This window comes from Collimonas sp. OK412, from assembly GCF_900112135.1.
In the GTDB taxonomy this organism is placed as follows: Bacteria; Pseudomonadota; Gammaproteobacteria; order Burkholderiales; family Burkholderiaceae_D; genus Collimonas; species Collimonas rhizosphaerae.
Map to the genome: position 1 here is coordinate 229,138 of NZ_FOLC01000004.1, position 19,939 is coordinate 249,076.

General features: G+C 61.3%; 20 protein-coding genes. 19 read left to right on the forward strand and 1 reads right to left on the reverse strand.

Annotation, left to right across the window (positions count from 1 at the left end; all coding sequences use genetic code 11):
• Nucleotides 1-20 precede the first annotated feature (20 nt).
• Nucleotides 21-1,151, reverse strand: a complete 1,131-nt coding sequence (locus BM062_RS06610) for a 2-aminoethylphosphonate--pyruvate transaminase (RefSeq protein WP_092394911.1) — start codon at nucleotides 1,149-1,151, stop codon at nucleotides 21-23.
• A gap of 104 nt (nucleotides 1,152-1,255) precedes the next feature.
• Here BM062_RS06610 and BM062_RS06615 point away from each other — a divergent pair, with 104 nt between their 5' ends.
• The 19 genes from BM062_RS06615 to BM062_RS06705 all read left to right on the forward strand — a co-directional run bounded on the left by BM062_RS06615 (nucleotide 1,256) and on the right by BM062_RS06705 (nucleotide 19,907).
• Complete coding sequence (locus tag BM062_RS06615; RefSeq protein ID WP_175500909.1) at nucleotides 1,256-1,963, forward strand: phosphonate utilization associated transcriptional regulator; 708 nt, start codon at nucleotides 1,256-1,258, stop codon at nucleotides 1,961-1,963.
• 39 nt (nucleotides 1,964-2,002) lie between these two features.
• Nucleotides 2,003-3,232, forward strand: coding sequence for a phosphonoacetate hydrolase (phnA, locus tag BM062_RS06620; protein WP_092394917.1), 1,230 nt, complete (start codon nucleotides 2,003-2,005; stop codon nucleotides 3,230-3,232).
• A 47-nt stretch (nucleotides 3,233-3,279) separates the two neighbouring features.
• A complete protein-coding gene (phnY, locus tag BM062_RS06625; protein WP_371326554.1) occupies nucleotides 3,280-4,737 on the forward strand; it encodes a phosphonoacetaldehyde dehydrogenase in 1,458 nt (485 codons plus the stop codon).
• Nucleotides 4,738-4,752: 15 nt separating this feature from the next.
• Nucleotides 4,753-5,304: a phosphonate degradation HD-domain oxygenase gene (locus tag BM062_RS06630; RefSeq protein WP_092394923.1), complete on the forward strand. Its 552-nt coding sequence runs from the start codon at nucleotides 4,753-4,755 to the stop codon at nucleotides 5,302-5,304.
• Between the two features lie 33 nt (nucleotides 5,305-5,337).
• On the forward strand, nucleotides 5,338-6,726 hold the full coding sequence (locus BM062_RS06635; RefSeq protein WP_092394926.1) for an FAD-dependent oxidoreductase: 1,389 nt from the start codon (nucleotides 5,338-5,340) through the stop codon (nucleotides 6,724-6,726).
• Between the two features lie 123 nt (nucleotides 6,727-6,849).
• The gene (ubiE, locus tag BM062_RS06640) at nucleotides 6,850-7,584 is read left to right on the forward strand and encodes a bifunctional demethylmenaquinone methyltransferase/2-methoxy-6-polyprenyl-1,4-benzoquinol methylase UbiE (protein ID WP_092394929.1); all 735 of its coding nucleotides are present in this window, start codon (nucleotides 6,850-6,852) and stop codon (nucleotides 7,582-7,584) included.
• Between the two features lie 8 nt (nucleotides 7,585-7,592).
• A complete protein-coding gene (locus BM062_RS06645; protein ID WP_092394932.1) occupies nucleotides 7,593-8,513 on the forward strand; it encodes a Tim44 domain-containing protein in 921 nt (306 codons plus the stop codon).
• A gap of 133 nt (nucleotides 8,514-8,646) precedes the next feature.
• Nucleotides 8,647-9,231, forward strand: coding sequence for a ubiquinone biosynthesis accessory factor UbiJ (locus tag BM062_RS06650; protein ID WP_092394934.1), 585 nt, complete (start codon nucleotides 8,647-8,649; stop codon nucleotides 9,229-9,231).
• Complete coding sequence (gene ubiB, locus BM062_RS06655; RefSeq protein WP_092394937.1) at nucleotides 9,228-10,805, forward strand: ubiquinone biosynthesis regulatory protein kinase UbiB; 1,578 nt, start codon at nucleotides 9,228-9,230, stop codon at nucleotides 10,803-10,805. Before BM062_RS06650 ends, ubiB begins: the two co-directional genes overlap by 4 nt.
• A gap of 2 nt (nucleotides 10,806-10,807) precedes the next feature.
• Nucleotides 10,808-11,422 (forward strand): methyltransferase domain-containing protein, encoded by a 615-nt coding sequence (locus BM062_RS06660; protein WP_092394939.1) that lies wholly within the window; start codon nucleotides 10,808-10,810, stop codon nucleotides 11,420-11,422.
• A 100-nt stretch (nucleotides 11,423-11,522) separates the two neighbouring features.
• The gene (locus BM062_RS06665) at nucleotides 11,523-12,608 is read left to right on the forward strand and encodes an ABC transporter ATP-binding protein (RefSeq protein ID WP_092394941.1); all 1,086 of its coding nucleotides are present in this window, start codon (nucleotides 11,523-11,525) and stop codon (nucleotides 12,606-12,608) included.
• On the forward strand, nucleotides 12,601-13,503 hold the full coding sequence (locus tag BM062_RS06670) for an ABC transporter permease (RefSeq protein ID WP_092394943.1): 903 nt from the start codon (nucleotides 12,601-12,603) through the stop codon (nucleotides 13,501-13,503). The genes BM062_RS06665 and BM062_RS06670 overlap by 8 nt, the downstream gene beginning before the upstream one ends.
• Nucleotides 13,500-14,282, forward strand: coding sequence for an ABC transporter permease (locus tag BM062_RS06675; protein ID WP_092394945.1), 783 nt, complete (start codon nucleotides 13,500-13,502; stop codon nucleotides 14,280-14,282). The genes BM062_RS06670 and BM062_RS06675 overlap by 4 nt, the downstream gene beginning before the upstream one ends.
• A gap of 18 nt (nucleotides 14,283-14,300) precedes the next feature.
• Nucleotides 14,301-15,362: an ABC transporter substrate-binding protein gene (locus tag BM062_RS06680; RefSeq protein ID WP_092394947.1), complete on the forward strand. Its 1,062-nt coding sequence runs from the start codon at nucleotides 14,301-14,303 to the stop codon at nucleotides 15,360-15,362.
• A gap of 194 nt (nucleotides 15,363-15,556) precedes the next feature.
• A complete protein-coding gene (locus tag BM062_RS06685) occupies nucleotides 15,557-15,904 on the forward strand; it encodes an FmdB family zinc ribbon protein (protein ID WP_092394949.1) in 348 nt (115 codons plus the stop codon).
• Between the two features lie 60 nt (nucleotides 15,905-15,964).
• Nucleotides 15,965-16,615: a DUF502 domain-containing protein gene (locus BM062_RS06690; protein ID WP_092394951.1), complete on the forward strand. Its 651-nt coding sequence runs from the start codon at nucleotides 15,965-15,967 to the stop codon at nucleotides 16,613-16,615.
• A 76-nt stretch (nucleotides 16,616-16,691) separates the two neighbouring features.
• On the forward strand, nucleotides 16,692-18,494 hold the full coding sequence (gene aspS / locus BM062_RS06695; RefSeq protein ID WP_092394953.1) for an aspartate--tRNA ligase: 1,803 nt from the start codon (nucleotides 16,692-16,694) through the stop codon (nucleotides 18,492-18,494).
• A 130-nt stretch (nucleotides 18,495-18,624) separates the two neighbouring features.
• Nucleotides 18,625-19,089, forward strand: a complete 465-nt coding sequence (nudB, locus tag BM062_RS06700; RefSeq protein ID WP_092395104.1) for a dihydroneopterin triphosphate diphosphatase — start codon at nucleotides 18,625-18,627, stop codon at nucleotides 19,087-19,089.
• Between the two features lie 11 nt (nucleotides 19,090-19,100).
• On the forward strand, nucleotides 19,101-19,907 hold the full coding sequence (locus BM062_RS06705; RefSeq protein ID WP_092394956.1) for an endonuclease/exonuclease/phosphatase family protein: 807 nt from the start codon (nucleotides 19,101-19,103) through the stop codon (nucleotides 19,905-19,907).
• The last annotated feature ends 32 nt before the right edge of the window (nucleotides 19,908-19,939 follow it).

Here is a 19,939-nt window from a genome sequence, read left to right on the forward strand (position 1 = left end):
TATCCGGCCGGCTTGCATCGTCAAGAATTGCCGGCGTTCCTTGCCTTGATTCCCATCTCGCGCAGTGCATCGCCGATCGCATGCACTGCCTGCCGCATTTCCTCCGCGCCGATAGAACCGATGCAACCCACGCGGAAAGTCTCGGCCTGGGTCAGCTTGCCTGGGTACAGGATGAAGCCCTTGTCGCGCACCCGGTTATAGAAATCCTTGAATGCGTAACTGGCGCTGTTCGGCGCATGCATCGTGACGATGATGGGCGCCTGGATTTTTGCCGGCAGAAACTGGATCAGCCCCAGTTCGCGCATGCCCGCCATCAGGGTGTCGTAGTTCCTGGTATAGCGCGCCAGCCGGGCCGGCTGGCCGCCTTCCGCAAAAAACTGGTTCAACGCCGCATGAAAAGCCACCACGATGTGGGTCGGCGGCGTGAAGCGCCATTGCGTGGTTTTTTCCATGTAGGTCCACTGATCGTGAAGGTCGAGCGACAGCGACCTTGAATTGCCCGCGCTTTTTTCCAGTACGCTTTTGCGGACAATCACGAAGCCCATGCCCGGTGGTCCTTCTATGCATTTGCCGCTGGCCGCGATCAGTGCATCGAAACTGATTTTCGTTGCATCGATTTCCAGCGCGCCGAAAGAACTCATGGCGTCGATGACCAGGCTTTTCTTGTGCTGCGCCACTACTTCGGCAATTTCATATAGGGGATTGAGGATGCCGGTGCTGGTTTCGCAATGGATCACGCCGATGTGCGTGATGCTGCGGTCGTTGCCCAAGGCGCGCTCGACATCGGCAGCAGTGGTCGGCACGTCCTCGGCCGTTTCCAGCACGGATACCTGGCGTCCCATCATCTCGACGATTTTCGCCATGCGCTTGCCGTAGGCGCCGTTGATCAGCACCAGCATGTGGCCGTTGCGCGGCAGCAGGGTGTTGATCGCGGCTTCTATCGAGAATGTGCCGCTGCCCTGCATTGGCACGCACACATGGCTTTCGTGCGCATTGGCGATGTCGAGCAATTGCTTGCGTACTTTGGCCGTGATGGCGTTGAAGGCGGCATCCCAGGAGCCCCAGTCCTGCAGCATGGCGCTCTTGGTGGCGAGGGAAGTGGTCAGTGGTCCGGGGGTCAGCAGAATCGGATCGCGGCTATGCAGGCTCATGAGGGTGTCCTTGGTTTGATATCACACGTTGTTTCATGTATATTGTAGACAATCTACACTTGCTTGAGTTAAAGTGCAATCATCAAACGTCTAAAAAGAACGCCATGACCGTCAACCGCACCATGAACACTATCGCCCTGGTCCAGAAAAACTCGCTGCCTTCCTTAGTGCAGAAAGAACTGGAGCGCATGATCCTCACCGGCGACCTGGTCGCCGGCGACAAGCTCAACGAGGTTTCGCTGGCGGAAATGCTGGGCGTTTCGCGCGGTCCGGTGCGCGAGGCGTTTCGCGCGCTGGAAGAGGCGGGGCTGGTGCAGCAGGAAAAAAACTGCGGCGTGTTCGTGCGCCAGATTTCGGTCGAAGAAGCCGACGAGATTTATGAGGTGCGGGCGGCGCTGGATGAATTGATCGGGCGCAAGCTGGCGGCGGCCATCAAGCCGGCCCAAGTGCAGGAGCTGCGCACGCTGCTCGATCGCATGGACGGCATGGTGGCGCTGGGCGACGTCGACGGCTACCTGAAACTGAACCTGGCCTTCCATGATGCGCTGGTGCAGTTCACCGCCAACAAGAAGCTGCTGCATACCTACCGCCGCCTGGTCAACGAACTCAGCCTGTTCCGCCGCTCGGCGCTGGCGCAAAAGGGCAGCCTGCCGACTTCGACTACCGAACACCACAAGATCGTCGACGCCATCGCCGCCGGCGATCCGCAAGCCGCCGGCGACATCATGCGCGAACACGCGGTGGCCGGGCGCAACCGCATGCACAAGGCGCAGGCAAAAGCTGCCTCGGCCGCGCCGATCACCTTGAAGTAAAACCTACAAGCAAGTCTGACTCACAGCGAAAGCAATGCCATGTCCAATACCAGAACCCTTAACGTCAATGGCCGCAGTTATCAATCGATGCGGCAGCCGCTGGTGGTGGTTTGCGTCGACGGCTGCGAACAGGAATACATCAACCAGGCGATCCAAGCCGGCGTCGCGCCGTTCCTGAAAAAGATGACGGAGCAGGGCACGGTGCTGGGCGCCGACTGCGTGGTGCCGAGTTTCACCAATCCGAACAACCTGTCGATCGTGACCGGGGTGCCGCCGTCGGTGCATGGCATCTGCGGCAACTACTTCTACGACCTGGAAACCAGGCAGGAAGTGATGATGAACGACGCCAAGTACCTGCGCGCCAGCACCATCCTGGCCGCCTTCGCCGATGCCGGCGCCAAGGTGGCGGTGGTGACCGCCAAGGACAAGCTGCGCGGCCTGCTCGGCCACAAGATGCGCGGCATCTGCTTTTCCGCTGAAAAAGCCGACCAGGCTACGCTGGAACAGAACGGCATAGAAAACCTGCTGGAACTGGTCGGCATGCCGCTGCCGTCGGTGTACAGCGCCGAACTGTCCGAGTTCGTGTTCGCCGCCGGCGTCAAGCTGCTGGCCAGCGAACGGCCGGACATCATGTACCTGTCGACCACCGACTACATCCAGCACAAATACGCCCCCGGCACGCCCGGCGCCAACGCTTTCTACGCCATGATGGACCATTACCTGACCCAGCTCGATGCGCTGGGCGCGGTGATCGGCCTGACCGCCGACCACGGCATGAACGCCAAGACCGACAGCGCCGGCAATGCCAACGTGGTCTATCTGCAGGATGTGCTGGACGCCAAGGTCGGCGTCGAGAAAACCCGCGTTATCTTGCCGATTACCGATCCCTATGTGGTGCACCACGGTGCGCTCGGCTCCTATGCAACTGTCTATCTCGGTGCGGCCTCGAGCGCTGCCGAGATCGCCGACAAGATCCGCGCCATCCCCGGCATCGAACTGGTGCTCACACGCGAACAGGCAGCGCAGCGTTTCGAACTGCCGCCGGACCGCATCGGCGACCTGGTGGTGGTCAGCGAACGCCTGGCCGTGATCGGCACCGCCGCCAGCCGCCATGACCTGTCCGAGCTGAAACTGCCGCTGCGTTCGCACGGCGGCATTTCCGAACAGCGGGTGCCGCTGATGTTCAACCGCAAGCTGGGCGCCATCCCGGCCGGCCACCGGCTGCGCAATTTCGATGTGTTTTTCCTGGCCATGAATTTCACCCGATAAGCGCGCAATAAATTTTCTCCACGCTGACCGACAGACCCGAGGACATGATGCTGACCGAACTGAGCAAGCTCAAGCAAGGCGAGCCTTTACACCAAGAGATGCGGATTGCCGGCAAGCTGGTCGGCAACCCGCGCCGCATAGAAATCCGCAATCCTTTCAACGGCGCGCTGGTCGGTTCGGTGCCGAAGGCTACAGTGGAAGACATCCGCCATGCTTTCCAGGCGGCGCGCGCCTTTTGCTCGCCGCTGACGCGCTATGAACGGTCGCGCATCGTGTTGCGCGCTTCGGAGCTGCTGCGCGCCAATGCCGATGCGATTTCCGACCTGATCACGGCAGAAGCCGGCCTGTGCAAGAAAGACAGCCTGTATGAAGTCGGCCGCGCCTGCGACGTATTCGTGTTCGCCGCCAACCAGGCGCTGGTGGATGACGGCCAGGTGTTTTCCTGCGACCTGACGCCGCACGGCAAGCAGCGCAAGGTCTATACCTTGAAAGAACCATTGCTGGGCGCGATTTCGGCGATCACGCCGTTCAACCATCCGCTCAACCAGGTTGCCCATAAGGTTGCGCCTTCGATCGCCACCAACAATCGCATGGTGCTCAAGCCGACTGAAAAAACGCCGCTGTCGGCGCTGCTGCTGGCGGACATCCTGTACGAAGCCGGCCTGCCGCCGGCAATGTTCTCGGTGGTCACCGGCGATCCCGCTGAAATCGCGGATGAAATGCTGACCAATCCCGATGTCGACCTGGTGACATTCACCGGCGGCGTACCTATCGGCAAATACATCGCCGGCAAGGCGGTCTACAAACGCCAGGTGCTGGAGCTGGGCGGCAACGACCCGATCATCGTGATGGAAGACGCCGACCTGGAGGAGGCGGCGACGCTGGCGGTTTCCGGTTCGTACAAGAATTCCGGCCAGCGCTGCACGGCGATCAAGCGCATGATCGTGCACCAGGCGGTGGCCGATGAATTCGTCGAGCTGCTGGTCAGCAAAACCAAGGCCGTCAAATACGGCGATCCGATGGATCCGCACAACGACATGGGCACCGTGATCGACGCCCGCTCCGCCAGCGCCTTTGAGGCCAAGGTCAAGGACGCCCAGCAGCACGGCGCCAAGCTCCTGTTCGGCAACCTGCGCGATGGCGCACTGTACTCGCCGACCGTGCTCGACCACGTGCCGGCCGATTGCCTGCTGGTCGCAGAAGAAACCTTCGGCCCGGTGTCGCCAGTGATCCGCTGCACCGATATCGCCGACGCCATCCGTATCTCGAATTCGACGCCCTACGGCTTGTCGTCCTCGGTCTGCACCAACCGCCTCGATTACATCACCCGTTTCGTGCGCGAACTGCAGGTCGGCAGCATCAACGTGCGCGAAGTGCCAGGCTATCGCCTGGAACTGACGCCGTTCGGCGGCATCAAGGATTCCGGCCTGGGTTACAAGGAAGGCGTGCAGGAAGCGATGAAGAGTTTCTGCAACACCAAAACCTATTCCCTGCCTTGGAATTGAACTGGAGCTGAACCTATGCTGACCATTCCGCAAATCTGCGAACTGTTCGAACGCGGCGGCCACCAGATGTACAGCGGCGAGCCGGTCAGCCAGCTCGAGCACGCGCTGCAGTCGGCAACCTTGGCCGAGCAGGCCGGCGCCGCCCCGGAACTGGTGTGCGCCGCCTTGCTGCACGATCTCGGGCATTTGCTGAACCCGCAAGGCGAGACGCCGTCCGCGCGCGGCGTCGACGATACCCATCAATATTTCGCGATACCGCATCTGCGCGGCTTGTTCAGTCCGGCAGTACTGGAGCCGATCCGCCTGCACGTCGACGCCAAGCGTTACCTGTGCGCGACAGATGCCGGTTATTGGAACCGCCTGTCTGAAGACTCCAAGCGCAGCCTGGAATTGCAGGGCGGCGTGTTTTCCGCCGCGGATGCGGCGCAGTTCATCGCCCGTCCTTATGCCGCCGATGCAGTCAGCCTGCGCCTGTGGGACGACCAGGCCAAGGTGAAAGGCATGGCGACCCCCGGCCTGCAATATTTTTTCAAGCTGATGTCGGCCTGCGCCTTGGCTGCTGCTTAACCGTTACCGTTACCCATTCAGGATAACCAATCCATGCGCCCATTCTGGCTTGAAGAAGCATTGTTCGACGGCGGCGAGCTGGCTCCCGCCCTGCAAGGCCGGCAAAAGGCGGACGTCGGCATCGTCGGCGGCGGCTTTACCGGCTTGTGGACTGCAATCCAGCTCAAGCAGCAGGATCCGGCGCTGGACATCGCCATCATCGAGAGCGACCTGTGCGGCGCCGGCGCCAGCGGCCGCAACGGCGGCTGCCTGCTGACCTGGTCCACCAAGTTCTTCACCTTGCGCCGCCTGTTCGGCGAGGCTGAAGCAGTGCGCCTGGTAAAGGCTTCGGAGGCGGTGGTCGACCACATCGGCAATTTCTGCCGCGAACACAAGATCAATGCAGAGTTCCGCCAGGATGGCACCTTGTATACCGCCACCACCAAGGCGCAGCTGGGAGTGCTGAACCCGGTGCTGCAGGAACTGCAGCGGCAGGGCATGAGTTCCTATCATGAGCTGCCTGGCGCTGAAGTGCAGCGCCGTTCCGGTTCCGCGCGTAACCTCGCCGGAGTGTTCTCGCCGATGGCGGCGACGGTGCATCCGGGAAAACTGGTGCGCGGCCTGCGCCGCGTAGCACTGGACATGGGCATACGGATCTACGAAAGGACGCCGATGCTGTCGTTCACGCCCGGCGCCACGGTCACGCTGCAGACGCCGGCCGGCAGCCTGCAGGCCGGCAAGGTGGTATTGGCCATCAACGCCTGGATGGCCAGCCGTTTCCCGCAATTCGAACGGACCCTGGCGGTGGTCTCCAGCGACATGGTGATCACGGAGAAATGCCCCGAGCTGCTGCAGCGCATCGGTTTGACGGACGGCGTATCGGTGCTTGATTCGCGCACTTTCGTGTTCTATTACCGCACTACCGAAGACGGCCGCCTGATGCTCGGCAAGGGCGGCAACACCTTCGCCTGGCGCGGCCGCATCCTGCCGGTATTCGACCAGCGTTCTCCCTATGAACAGCAGCTCAAGCACAGCCTGCACGAATTTTTCCCGGCGCTGGCCGGCGTGCCGATCACCGCCAGCTGGAACGGCCCCTCCGACCGCTCGGTCACCGGCTTTCCCTTCTTCGGCCGGCTCAACGACATGCCGAACGTGTTCTACGGCTTCGGTTATTCAGGCAACGGCGTCGGCCCCAGCTACATGGGCGGGCAATTGTTGTCGTCGCTGGTGCTGGGCCTCGATAACGCCTGGAGCCGCAGCCCGCTGGCAGCCGGCCCGCGCGGCCAGTTCCCGCCGGAACCGCTGCGCTACATCGGTTCGCTGGTGGTGCGCGACGCTATCCGGCGCAAGGAACTGGCGGAAGACCAGGACCGCAAGCCCTGGCTGCTGGACCAGATGCTGAGCAAGCTGGCGAATGCCGCGGGCAAGGCTGACAAGGCTTGATTGCCTGAGTGTCATGCAAAGCCGGTTCCAGCCGGCAGGAAACCGTGCATAGTTTATTTGGCAAGCCGAGCACGCAGCGGCTGGACTTGTATAATGTAAGTCTGCCAAAACAAGCTTGCCACCATGACCAACACCACGCATTTCGGTTATAAAACCGTCTCCGAGGACGATAAAGTCCACAAAGTCGCCGAAGTTTTCCACTCGGTCGCACCTAAATACGATGTCATGAACGATCTGATGTCGGCCGGCTTGCATCGGGTCTGGAAAATTTTCACGATCACCCAGGCAGCGATCCGTCCCGGCTTCAAGGTGCTGGACATTGCCGGCGGCACCGGCGACCTGGCCAAGGCTTTCGCCAAGCGCGCCGGGCCGACCGGCGAAGTGTGGCTGACCGATATCAACGAGTCGATGCTGCGCGTCGGCCGCGACCGTCTCTTGAATAACGGCCTGTCCACCCCCACCTTGCTGTGTGACGCGGAGAAATTGCCGTTTCCCGACAATTATTTCGACCGGGTGTCGGTGGCCTTCGGTTTGCGCAACATGACGCACAAGGATGCTGCGCTGGCAGAGATGCGGCGCGTATTGAAGCCGGGCGGCAAGTTGCTGGTGCTGGAGTTCTCGAAAGTATGGGAGCCGCTGAAAAAGCCTTACGACGTGTATTCGTTTTCCGTGTTGCCGTGGCTGGGCAAGAAAATTGCCAACGATTCCGAAAGCTACCGCTACCTGGCTGAATCGATCCGCATGCATCCCGATCAGGACACCCTGAAGCAGATGATGACGGATGCCGGCCTGGCGCGGGTTGAGTATTTCAATTTAACTGCCGGTGTGGCAGCTTTGCATACCGGCATAAAACTGTAGGAGCTCGCATGAAGAGATTTTTGCTGGTGTTGCTGATGGTGGCAACTACCTTGTCGCTGACCATATCGAACGCCGACGCGCGCCGCCTGGGCGGCGGCGGTTCGTTCGGCAAGCAGTCGTCCGGGATTTCGCGCCAGGCGCCAAGCCAGCCGACGCAGAATTTGGGCAGCGCCAACCAGGCCCGTCCGGCCACGCCGGCCGCCACGCCGCAGGGCGTTCCGCCCAAGCCGGCCAGCCCATGGAAGGGCATCCTTGGCGGCGCCTTGCTGGGCCTCGGCCTGGGCGCCCTGATGTCGCACTTCGGCCTGGGCGGCGCATTCGGTTCTTTCCTGATGATGGCGCTGCTGGCGGTCGCGGTGATTTTTGTTGTGCGATTGGTAATGCGCAAGGGCAGCAATACGCCGGCGCCCGCGGCTTATTCCGGCGCGAATTCCCCCGCAGCCAGTTTTGACAGCAATTCTTCCGGCATTACGCCGGAAATCGGTTCGCGCATCAACTCCGGTCCTTCGTTCCAGTCCGCGGCGCCGGCGGCACACAGCGCGCCTTGGGGCATTCCCGACGATTTCGACGTGCCGGGTTTCGTGCGCAGCGCCAAGACTTACTTCATCCGCCTGCAAGCCGCCTGGGACAAGGCTGACATCAACGACATCCGCGAATTCACCACGCCGGAAATGTTCGGCGAACTGCGCCTGCAGCTGCAGGAACGCGGCGCATCGCCCAACAACACCGATGTGGTGCAGCTGGACGGCGAGCTGATGGGCATCGAAACCATCGGCAGCGATTACCTGGCCAGCGTCAAGTTCACCGGCCTGATCAAGGAAGTGCCGGAAGCGTCGGCGGAACCGTTCACCGAAGTCTGGAACCTGTCCAAGCCGCAAACGGGGCAGGGCGGCTGGGTTTTGGCTGGGATCCAGCAGATCAATACATAAATGCCAAGGCTGTAGTGGGCTTTGAGCCCGACAAACTGATAAACTTGGGACCGCCCGTGAATAGTCACGGGCGGTTTTATTTTGTTAATACCGAATTCGGCAATTGACCGCTCGCTTACATTTAAACAGCAGCATGACTCCTCCAATCAATTTCACGCCGATCACCGCCGCCGTCAATCATCTGCTGGCGCAAGAACCGTGGGCGCAGCGCATCCTGGCAGCGCATGCGGACAAGGTCGCCTGCTTCGACGGCGGCGCCGTCAAGCTGAGCTGGCAGGTCAGCGCCGACGGCTTGCTGCAGGCGCCGCCGCCGGAGGTCCCAGTGAATGTCACGATCCGCGTCAACCTGGCCGACCTGCCGTTGATTGCGCAAAACCGGGAACGCGCATTTTCCTACGTGAAGATCGAGGGCGACGCCGATTTCGCCAACGCCATCTCGCAAGTCAGCCAGGGTTTGCGCTGGGACGCCGAGCACGACCTGAGCAAGCTGGTGGGCGATATCGCTGCCGTGCGTCTGGTCGCCGGCGGCAAGGCGCTGGCGGCCGGCGCGCTGGCTACCCACAAGAAACTGGCGGAAAATGTCGCCGAATATTTCCTGGAAGAGCAACCTATGCTGGTGCGGCCGCAGGCGGTGTCCGACTTCACGAATGATGTCACCAGGCTGCGCGACGACCTGGAACGACTCGCCAAACGCATCAACAAATTGAAAAATTCATGATTCTGAAATTCCTGCGCCTGTTCAAAATTGTCCGCGTCGCCGTGCGTTACGGCCTGGACGATATCGCCATGTCGGGCTTCGACACGCCGCGCATCTCCAAGCTGATCGACACTCTGATTTTCTGGCGCGATATTTCGGCGCCGCGCGGCGAACGCTTGCGCATGGCGCTGGAAGAGCTGGGGCCGATTTTCGTCAAGTTCGGCCAGGTGCTGTCGACCCGCCGCGACCTGCTGCCGGGGGACATGGTCGACGAACTGGCGCGCCTGCAGGACCGGGTGCCGCCTTTCAGTTCCGAGCTGGCGATCGCGCAGATCGAAAAATCGTTGAAAGCCCATCCGGACGACCTGTTCGCCGGCTTCGAGCGGGAGCCGGTGGCTTCTGCTTCGATCGCCCAGGTGCACTTCGCCACGCTGAAGAACGGCAAGGAAGTGGCGGTCAAGGTGCTGCGGCCCGGCATGAAAAAGTCGATCGATGAAGACGTCGCGCTGATGCACATCGCCGCCGGCCTGGTGGAAAAACTGTGGGCCGACGGCCGCCGCCTGAAGGCGCGCGAAGTGGTCGGTGAATTCGACAAATACCTGCACGACGAACTGGACCTGATGCGCGAAGCCGCCAACGGCAGCCAGCTGCGCCGCAATTTCGCCGATTCCGAGCTGCTGGTGGTGCCGGAAATGTACTGGGACTACTGCTCGTCATCGGTGATCGTGATGGAGCGCATGCACGGCATCCCGATCTCGCAGCTGGACCGCCTGCGCGACGCCGGCGTCGACCTCGGCAAGCTGTCGCGCGACGGCGTCGAGATTTTTTTCACGCAGGTGTTCCGCGACGGTTTTTTCCATGCCGACATGCATCCCGGGAATATCCTGGTGTCGGTGGCGCCGGCTACTTTCGGCCGTTATATCGCGCTTGATTTCGGCATCGTCGGCACCCTCAACGATTTTGATAAAGACTACCTGTCGCAAAACTTCCTGGCGTTTTTCCAGCGCGATTACAAACGCGTCGCCGAAGCCCATATCGAATCCGGCTGGGCGCCGAAGGAAACCCGGGTCGACGAGCTGGAATCGGCGGTGCGCGCCTGCTGCGAACCGATCTTCGACCGGCCGCTGAAAGATATCTCCTTCGGCCAGGTGCTGCTGCGCCTGTTCCAGACTTCGCGCCGCTTCAATGTCGAAGTGCAGCCGCAGCTGGTGCTGCTGCAAAAGACCCTGCTCAACGTCGAAGGACTGGGCCGCCAGCTCGACCCTGACCTCGACCTGTGGAAAACCGCCAAGCCGCACCTGGAACGCTGGATGAGCGAACAGCTGGGCTGGCGCGGCCTGATCCAGCAGCTGAAGATCGAGATGCCGCGCTACAGCAAGCTGCTGCCGCAATTGCCGCGCCTGGCGCACCAGGCCTTGACCCAGGTGGTGGAGCCCAAGACCGAGCAAAACAATGAACTGATGTGGCGGCTGATTGCGGAGCAGCGCCAGACCAACCGTTTCCTCGGCATGCTGGTGTATGTCGGCGGCGGCCTGGCGGCCGGCGTGCTGTTGACCCTCCTGTACCTGCGTTTCGCACACATGATCTGGTGGTAGCCATGACGACGCCGGATCCTGTCCCCAAGTTCGCCAGCCGCGACCCCTCGCATCCCGATTTCTGGAGCGAGCGCTTCGAGCAAGACTTTATTCCCTGGGACAAGGGCGGCGTACCGCAGGCGCTACAGGAGTACCTGGCGCGCAGCCAGCCGGCGGCGACCCTGATTCCCGGCTGCGGCAGCGGCTACGAAGTGGCCTTGCTGGCGGAGGCCGGCTGGGACGTGACCGCCATCGATTTTTCCGGCGCTGCCGTCAGCGCTGCCCGCACCGTGCTGGGCAAATGGTCGGAACGGGTGCTGCAGGCCGATTTCTTCACCTACCAGCCGCCGCGGCCGCTCGGGCTGATCTATGAGCGCGCCTTCCTGTGCGCCTTGCCTGCGGCCAAGCGCGCCGACATCGCCGGCCGCTGGGCCGAGCTGTTGCCGGCGGGCGCCGCATTGGCCGGCTTCTTCTTTTTCGATGACAATCCCAAAGGACCGCCGTTCGGCATCAGCCGGGCCGAACTGGAACGCTTATTGCATGCCGATTTCGAGCTGGTCGACGAGCGCGAGGTAGGCGATTCCATCCCGGTGTTTGCCGGCAAAGAACGCTGGATGGAATGGCGGCGGCGCGCCTAGACCGTTGTTTTTACCAAGATCGCAGGGCGGCTTTTTTTACATAAATTACAGACGCCTTGCTACAATTGGCGGTTTTTCGCACCCCTGGATCTGAAGACATATGGCGCTGCTCGAAATCCGTAATGTCAGTCGTCGTTTTGGCGACTTTGCCGCAGTTGACAACATCAGCCTGTCGATTGAGGCCGGCGAATTCTTTACCTTGCTGGGACCTTCCGGCTGCGGCAAGACCACCTTGCTGCGCATGATCGCCGGTTTCGACCTGCCGGATTCGGGCCAGATCCTGCTGGACGGCGTCGACCTGGTCGGCATCCCGCCGGAACAGCGGCCGGTCTGCACCGTGTTCCAGAACTACGCCCTGTTTCCGCACATGACGGTCTCGGCCAATATCGCGTTTCCCCTGAAAATGGCCAAGGTGCCGGCCGACCAGATCCGCAGCCGGGTCGAGGAAGCGCTGGAAGATGTGCGCCTGACCGGCTTTGCCGCACGTTTCCCGCATGAGTTGTCAGGCGGTCAACGACAGCGGGTGGCGGTGGCCAGGGCGCTGGTGTCGCGGCCCAAGCTGCTGCTGCTGGATGAGCCGCTGTCGGCGCTGGACGCCAAGCTGCGCGAACAGATGCAGATCGAGTTGATCAACCTGCAAAAGGAAGTCGACATCACCTTCGTCTACGTCACCCACGACCAGGGCGAAGCGCTGGCGCTGTCGCACCGGATCGCGGTCATGAACCGCGGCAATGTCGAGCAGCTGGACGAACCGTCGCGCATCTACAGTTATCCGCGTACCCGTTTCGTGGCCGATTTCATCGGCACCTGCAACCTGCTGGACGGCGCCATCGCCAGCGTCGACGGCGCGTCGATGAAACTGGATGTGCCCGGCCTGGGCCCGGTCAAGAGCGCACTGCCAGCAGACGCTGCGGTAGGCCGCAAGGGCACGCTGGCCCTGCGCCCGGAAAAAATCCACATCAGCGCCGAGATCGGCACCGACACCGCCGAAAACCACTTCAAGGGTTTCGTCAAAGAGCTGTTGTACCTGGGCGACGTCACGGTCTATATCGTGCAGACCGAGGGCGGCACCACCATCGAGGCGCTGCTGGCGAATTCCGCGGCCGGCCGCGCCAAGTTCTTCGAAGTCGGCGACATGGTCGACATCGCCTGGCAATTCGATGCGGGGCATTTCTTGTATGAGTAAGCTGTCCAACGCCGCGGAAAAACGCGGCCGCATGGCGCGCTGGCTGATCAGCGGCCCGCCGCTGTTCTACCTGCTGCTGTTCTTCGCCATCCCCAGCCTGATCATGGTGTTCGCCTCTGTGCGTTATGCCGGCGATTACGGCGGCCTGGCGCCGGTGTTCGACGAAGCCGGCAAGCTGAACCTGACGCTGGAGAATTTCCAGCGCTTCACTTCCGATTTCATCTACACCGCGATCTTCCTGAAATCGCTGATGTACGCGCTGGTCACGACCTTCTGCTGCCTGCTGATGGCCTATCCGCTGGCGCTGCTGATCGCGCGCAGCCCGAAGAAATACCGCGACCTGCTTATCCTGCTGGTGATCCTGCCGTTCTGGAGCAACTTCCTGATTCGCGTCTATGCCTGGATGATCATCCTCGGCCCGCAATCCGGCCTGACGCAAGCCGTCAACTATATATTGGGCCTGGCCGGCATCGAGCCGGTGCGCCTGTTGTTTACCGGATTTTCAGTGATCGTCGGCCTGGTCTATGTGCACCTGCCGTTCATGGTCCTGCCCTTGTACGCTAACCTGGAAAAGCATGATCCGGCGCTGGTCGACGCCGCCCAGGACCTGGGCGCATCGGCCTGGCAGCGCTTCTGGCGCATCACGTTTCCGCTTTCCCTGCCGGGCGTGTACGCCGGCGCGGCGCTGGTCTTCATTCCTGCGCTGGGTATTTTTGCGGTATCCGACATCCTCGGCGGCACCGGCAGCGACATGATCGGCAACGTCATCAAACAGCAGTTCCTGGAAACCCGCGACTGGCCGTTCGGCAGCGTGCTCTCCATCGTCCTCACCGTGGCGGCCCTGATTGCCGCCGGCATCGCGGTGCTGGTGGCCAGGCCGAGGAGGCAAGCATGAGCAACGTGATCCGACGCCCGCTGGGTTTGTGGCTGGTGGCGCTGGCCGTTTATGCCTTCCTGTACGTGCCGCTGATCATCGTGGTGGTGTATTCCTTCAACGATTCGCAGCTCAACGCGGAGTGGGTGGGTTTCACGCTGGACTGGTACCGCAAGCTGTTCCATAACGATGAGATGCTGCGCGCCGCCGGCAATTCCCTGATGATTGCGCTGGTCGCCAGCGCCGCTTCGACCATGCTCGGCACCATGGCCGGTTTCGCCATGCATCGCTACAAGCTGAAGCTGCTGCCCTTGCTGGTGCTGACGCCGATAGCGATTCCCGAAATCCTGGTCGGCGTCTCGCTGCTGATCTTCTTCGTGATGCTCAACATTACCTTGGGACTGGTGTCGATCGCCTTGGCGCATATCGCCTTTTGCATCGGCTTCGTGGCGATCGTGGTGCGTTCGCGCCTGTCCGGCATGGACGAAAGCCTGACCGAGGCCGCGCGCGATTGCGGCGCGACGCCGATGCAGGCGTTCCGGCTGGTGACGCTGCCGCTGATCATGCCAGGCGTGGTGGCGGGAGCCCTGATGGCCTTCACCTTGTCGATCGACGACTTCGTGATCACCTTCTTCACCGCCGGCGCCAATGCCTCGACCCTGCCGCTGCAGATCTATTCGATGATCAAGATTGCCGTTACGCCAGAGGTCAATGCCGTCTCGACCTTGTTGATGGGGCTGACGCTGCTGCTTATAATCATCGCGTCCAAGCTTGCGCCTAACGCCCTCCGTTCCTCCTAATTGCCTACCAGGACAGCCATGAAAAAACTGCTCACCATCGCATCGCTGCTGTTTGCCAGCTTCTCGGCCCACGCCGCCGATGAACTGCACCTGTATAACTGGAACAACTACATCGCGCCGGAAACCGTGCAGCGCTTCGAAACCTTTTGCAAGTGCAAGGTGGTGCAGACCTATTACGGCGACAACGAAGAAATGCTGGCCAAGCTGGCTGCCGGCGCTAAAGGTTACGACATCATCGTGCCGACCGGCAATGCGCTGGATGCGCTGATCAAGCAGCAAGCCCTGCTGCCGCTCGACAAGGGCCAGCTGCCTAACCTGAAGAACATCAACCCGTCCTACCTGAACACCGATTTCGACAAGGGCAACAAGTATTCCGTGCCGTATGCCTACACGGTGACGGTGATGGGTTACAACGACCAGAAGATGAAGGAGCTGGGAATCAGCGTCGACAGCTGGGCGGCGATTTTCGATCCGAAGATCCTGGCCAAGATCAAAGGCAAGGTGACCGTGCTCGATTCCGCCAACGAACTGATGGCCGCCGCGCTCAAATACCTGGGCTATTCCGCCAACGACACCGACGAGCAGCACTGGCAGCAGGCCAAGGACGTGATCCTCAAGGCCAAGCCTTACTGGGCAGCGTTCAACGGCAGCAGCTATATCAAGGAATTGACTGTAGGTAATATCTGGCTGGCCCACGGTTATTCGAATGATATCTTCCAGGCCGATGTCGATGCGCAAAAAGCCGGCCGCAAATTCCATATCCGCCATGGCATGCCGAAAGAGGGCGCTGTGCTGGCGCTGGACAGCATGGTGATCCACAAGGCCGCGCCGCGTCCCGACCTGGCGCTCAAGTTCATCAATTTCATGTTGGACGGCAAGAATGCCGCCGAACTGAGCAACCTGATCGGCTCGGGCAACCCGAATGCCGACGCCGCCAAGTACATCAAGCCAGAGATTGCCAACAACCCGGTGATTTTCCCGGACAAGGCGGGTTTCGCCAAGCTGGAGATGCTGAAGGACCTGAACAGCAAGCAACGGCGCGCCATCAACCGCATCTGGACCGAGATCCGGGCGCGCTAGCAGCCGATCATCCTAAGTCCGACAGGCTGTCAGACGCGCCGGATTGTCGTTTTGATACGATGCGGATGTGGCGTCGCAGGCAATTCTGTGCTGCGCCGCCACAAGCTATTGCCGAAGCCGGTGTACACTGCAAAAAAACCTTTATAATTCAGGGTTTTGTACTGTTTTTGTACTGATTTTTGCGGAGTTTCACCATGCCGATTTATGCGTATCGCTGCGAAGCCTGTGGTTTCGCCAAAGATGTGCTGCAAAAGATGTCCGACGAGCCGCTGACGGTTTGCCCGTCCTGCAGCAAAGCCGCGTTCAAGAAGCAAGTGACCGCGGCTGGATTCCAGCTCAAGGGCACCGGCTGGTATGTGACCGATTTCCGCGGCGGCGCAGGCGCGGCCGTGCCGCCGGCAAGTCCGGCCGAGCCGGCAGCGGCCGGCAGCACAGCCGCCGCGCCCGCCGCTGCGGCAACACCTGCCGCGGCGCCAGCTGCCGCCCCGGCCGCTCCGGCTGCCGGCAGCAACAGCGGCGGCACGCCGGCCGCCGCGACATAATGTCATCCATGTAACCTGCAGGCGCACGTACCCGGTACGTGTCGTCCGACAAAGAAAGCCATGCGTAAATATTTCATCACCGGTCTACTGGTTCTCGTGCCCCTGGCAATCACGCTGTGGGTGCTGAACCTGGTCATTGGCACGATGGACCAGTCGCTCTTGCTGCTGCCGGAACAATGGCGGCCGAAAGCCTTGCTGGGGATGGATATTCCCGGCCTGGGCACGATCCTGACCTTGCTGGTGATCTTCCTGACCGGCCTGGCGACGCGCAATTTCATCGGCCGCCAGATCGTCTCGGTCTGGGAGGGCGTGCTGACCCGGATCCCGGTGGTCAGCTCCATCTACTCCAGCGTCAAGCAAGTCTCGGACACACTGTTTTCATCGTCCGGCAACGCTTTCCGCAAAGCCCTGCTGGTGCAATACCCGCGCGAGGGATCGTGGACCATCGCCTTCCTGACCGGAGTGCCTGGCGGCGACGTCAAGAACCACCTGGCGGGCGACTATGTCAGCGTCTACGTGCCGACCACGCCGAACCCGACTTCCGGTTTCTTCCTGATGCTGCCGCGCGCAGATACCATCGAACTCGACATGAGCGTCGACGAAGCCTTGAAGTACATCGTTTCCATGGGCGTGGTTGCGCCCGAGCAGCAGCCCGGCAGGAAACTGGTGATCGATTCGCCGCCCGGCAGCGACGCAGCGGCCAGCAATTGACGCTGATCCGCTGTGCGATCGACCGCCCGCTTATATTAATCAATACTTACAACATCTGAACTGCGAAAACCTGAACATGTCCATGCGAACCCAATACTGCGGCCTCACTACTGAGGTACTTCTCGGCCAAACCGTCAGCCTGTGCGGCTGGGTCCATCGTCGTCGCGACCATGGCGGCGTCATCTTCATCGACCTGCGCGACCGCGAAGGCCTGGTGCAAGTAGTGTGCGATCCGGACCGCGCCGAAGTATTCAAGAACGCGGAAGCGGTGCGCAACGAATTTTGCCTGCGCATCACCGGCGTGGTGCGCCTGCGCCCGGACGGCACCAGCAACGCCAACCTGAAATCGGGCAAGATCGAAGTGCTGGCGCATGAACTGGAAGTGCTGAACCCGTCGGTCACGCCGCCGTTCCAGCTGGACGACGACAACCTGTCGGAAACCACCCGCCTGACGCACCGCGTGCTGGACCTGCGCCGCCCGCAGATGCAAAGCAACCTGCGCCTGCGCTACAAGGTGACGATGGAAGTGCGCAAGTTCCTGGACGCCAACGGCTTCATCGACATCGAAACACCGATGCTGACCAAGTCGACCCCGGAAGGCGCCCGCGACTACCTGGTGCCGTCGCGCGTCAACGCCGGCCAGTTCTTCGCCTTGCCGCAGTCGCCGCAGCTGTTCAAGCAGTTGCTGATGGTGGCCAACTTCGACCGTTACTACCAGATCGTCAAATGCTTCCGCGATGAAGATTTGCGCGCTGACCGCCAGCCGGAATTTACCCAGATCGATTGCGAAACTTCCTTCATGTCGGAACAGGAAATCCGCGACATGTTCGAAGGCATGATCCGCCTAGTATTCAAGAACGCGCTGGACATCGACCTGCCTAACCCGTTCCCGGTGATGGACTTCGCCACCGCGATGGCCCTGTACGGTTCGGACAAGCCGGACATGCGCGTCAAGCTGGCTTTCACCGACCTGACCGCCGTGATGAAAGACGTCGACTTCAAGGTGTTCGCCGGCGCAGCCAACATGGAAAACGGCCGCGTGGTCGGCCTGCGCGTACCCGGCGGCGCCGCCATGCCGCGTTCCGAGATCGATGCCTACACCCAGTTCGTCGCCATCTACGGCGCCAAGGGCCTGGCTTACATCAAGGTCAACGAAAAAGCCAAGGGCCGCGACGGCCTGCAATCGCCTATCGTCAAGAACCTGCACGACGCCGCGCTGGCGCAAGTGCTGGAACTGACCGGCGCTGAAGACGGCGACCTGATTTTCTTCGGCGCCGACCAGGCCAAGGTGGTCAACGACGCCATCGGCGCGTTGCGCGTGAAGATCGGCCACAGCGAATTCGGCAAGAAAGTCGGCTTGTTCGACGACACCTGGCGTCCATTGTGGGTGGTCGATTTCCCGATGTTCGAATACGACGAAGACAGCGACCGCTGGAACGCCTTGCACCATCCGTTCACTTCGCCGAAAGACGGCCACGAAGACTTCATCGAGACCGATCCGGGCAAGGCTATCGCCAAAGCCTACGACATGGTCTTGAACGGCTGGGAGCTGGGCGGCGGTTCGATCCGTATCCATCGCGCCGAAGTGCAGAGCAAGGTGTTCCGCGCGCTGAAGATTGACGCCGAAGAAGCGCAGCTCAAGTTCGGCTTCCTGCTCGACGCCCTGCAGTACGGCGCGCCTCCACACGGCGGCCTGGCGTTCGGCCTGGACCGTATCGTCACCATGATGTGCGGTGCCGAATCGATCCGCGACGTCATCGCTTTCCCGAAAACACAGCGCGCGCAATGCCTGCTGACGCAAGCGCCGTCGGCGGTCGACGAAAAGCAGTTGAAAGAACTGCATATCCGCCTGCGCCTGCCGGAAGCCAAGGTAGTCTGATTTCCAGGCAAAAAGCAGCAAAAGGAAAAGCGCGGTTTACCGCGCTTTTTTTATGCCCGGGCCAAACAGGTTTATAGTGGTGCTTTATGACGCGAAGGCGCTTTTTCAATTTTTTGCCGACTTTTCCTGCATGTATAAAATTCCCGAATCGGTGCTGGTTGTTATCTATACAGAAGATCTCCAGGTGTTGTTGATGGAGCGGGCCGACAAGCTGGACTATTGGCAATCGGTCACCGGTTCCAAGGACTTCCCGGACGAAGCCTTGGAGGTGACGGCGATGCGTGAAGTACAGGAAGAAACCGGCATCGTGGTGGCTGCCGAGGCGGGCGCCGTGCCGCTGTCCAACCTGCGCGACTGGGGTGTCGCCAACGTGTATGAGATTTATCCGGTCTGGCGCCATCGCTATGCGCCTGGCGTCACAAAAAATACCGAGCACGTGTTCGGCCTGCTGGTGCCGAACGATGTCCCGGTGACGCTCGCGCCGCGCGAACATTTGCAGTACAAGTGGCTGCCGTACCGGGAAGCTGCGGACGCGTGTTTTTCGCCGTCGAATGCCGAAGCCATCCTGCAGTTGCCGCGCCATCTTGTTGAATGAGCTGAAGAGTCATGAAACTGCGCATTGCAACCTACAACATCCACAAAGGGGTGTCATCGCTGGGCAGCCGGCCGCGTGTGCATGCGCTGAAACAGGCGCTGAGCCAGATGGAAGCCGACATTTTTTTCCTGCAGGAAGTGCAGGGCAGGCATGACCTGATGGCGGCGCGCCACGCGGCGCACTGGCCGGAGCAGGCCCAGCATGATTTCCTGGCCGGCGATTCGCATCACGCCGCCTACGGCATGAACGCCGTGTACGACCACGGCCACCACGGCAACGCCTTGCTGAGCCGTTTTGAAATAGGTTCGCAAAGCAACCAGGATGTGTCAGACCATGCGTACGAGGCGCGCGGCATCCTGCATTGCGTCCTCAAGACCGAATTCACCGACATCCATTGTTATGTGGTGCACCTGGGCTTGTTCGGCGGCGGCCGGCGGCGCCAGACCGCGGCCCTGATCGAGGCGGTGCGCAGCTCGTCGCCGCCGGGCGCGCCGCTGATCATTGCCGGCGATTTCAACGACTGGGGCAATCGCCTCAGCGAGCTGCTGCGGGCGCGGCTCGATGTCGCCGAAATATTCGACGAGCGGATCGCCACCGCGAGCGTCATGCAAGGCGTCGGCTCTTACCTGCAGCAGCTGATAGGGCGCAAGCCGAAACTGAAGCCGGCGCGCACTTTTCCCGCCGCTTTTCCCTGGCTGCGGCTGGACCGGATTTACCTGCGCGGCTTTACGGTAGAATCGGCGGAAGTGCTGCATGGCGCGGAATGGGCAAAACTGTCCGATCATGCGCCTATCGTGGCGACGCTCAAATTGCGATAATGGCAGCATCAACCATGACTTCAGAAAGACCG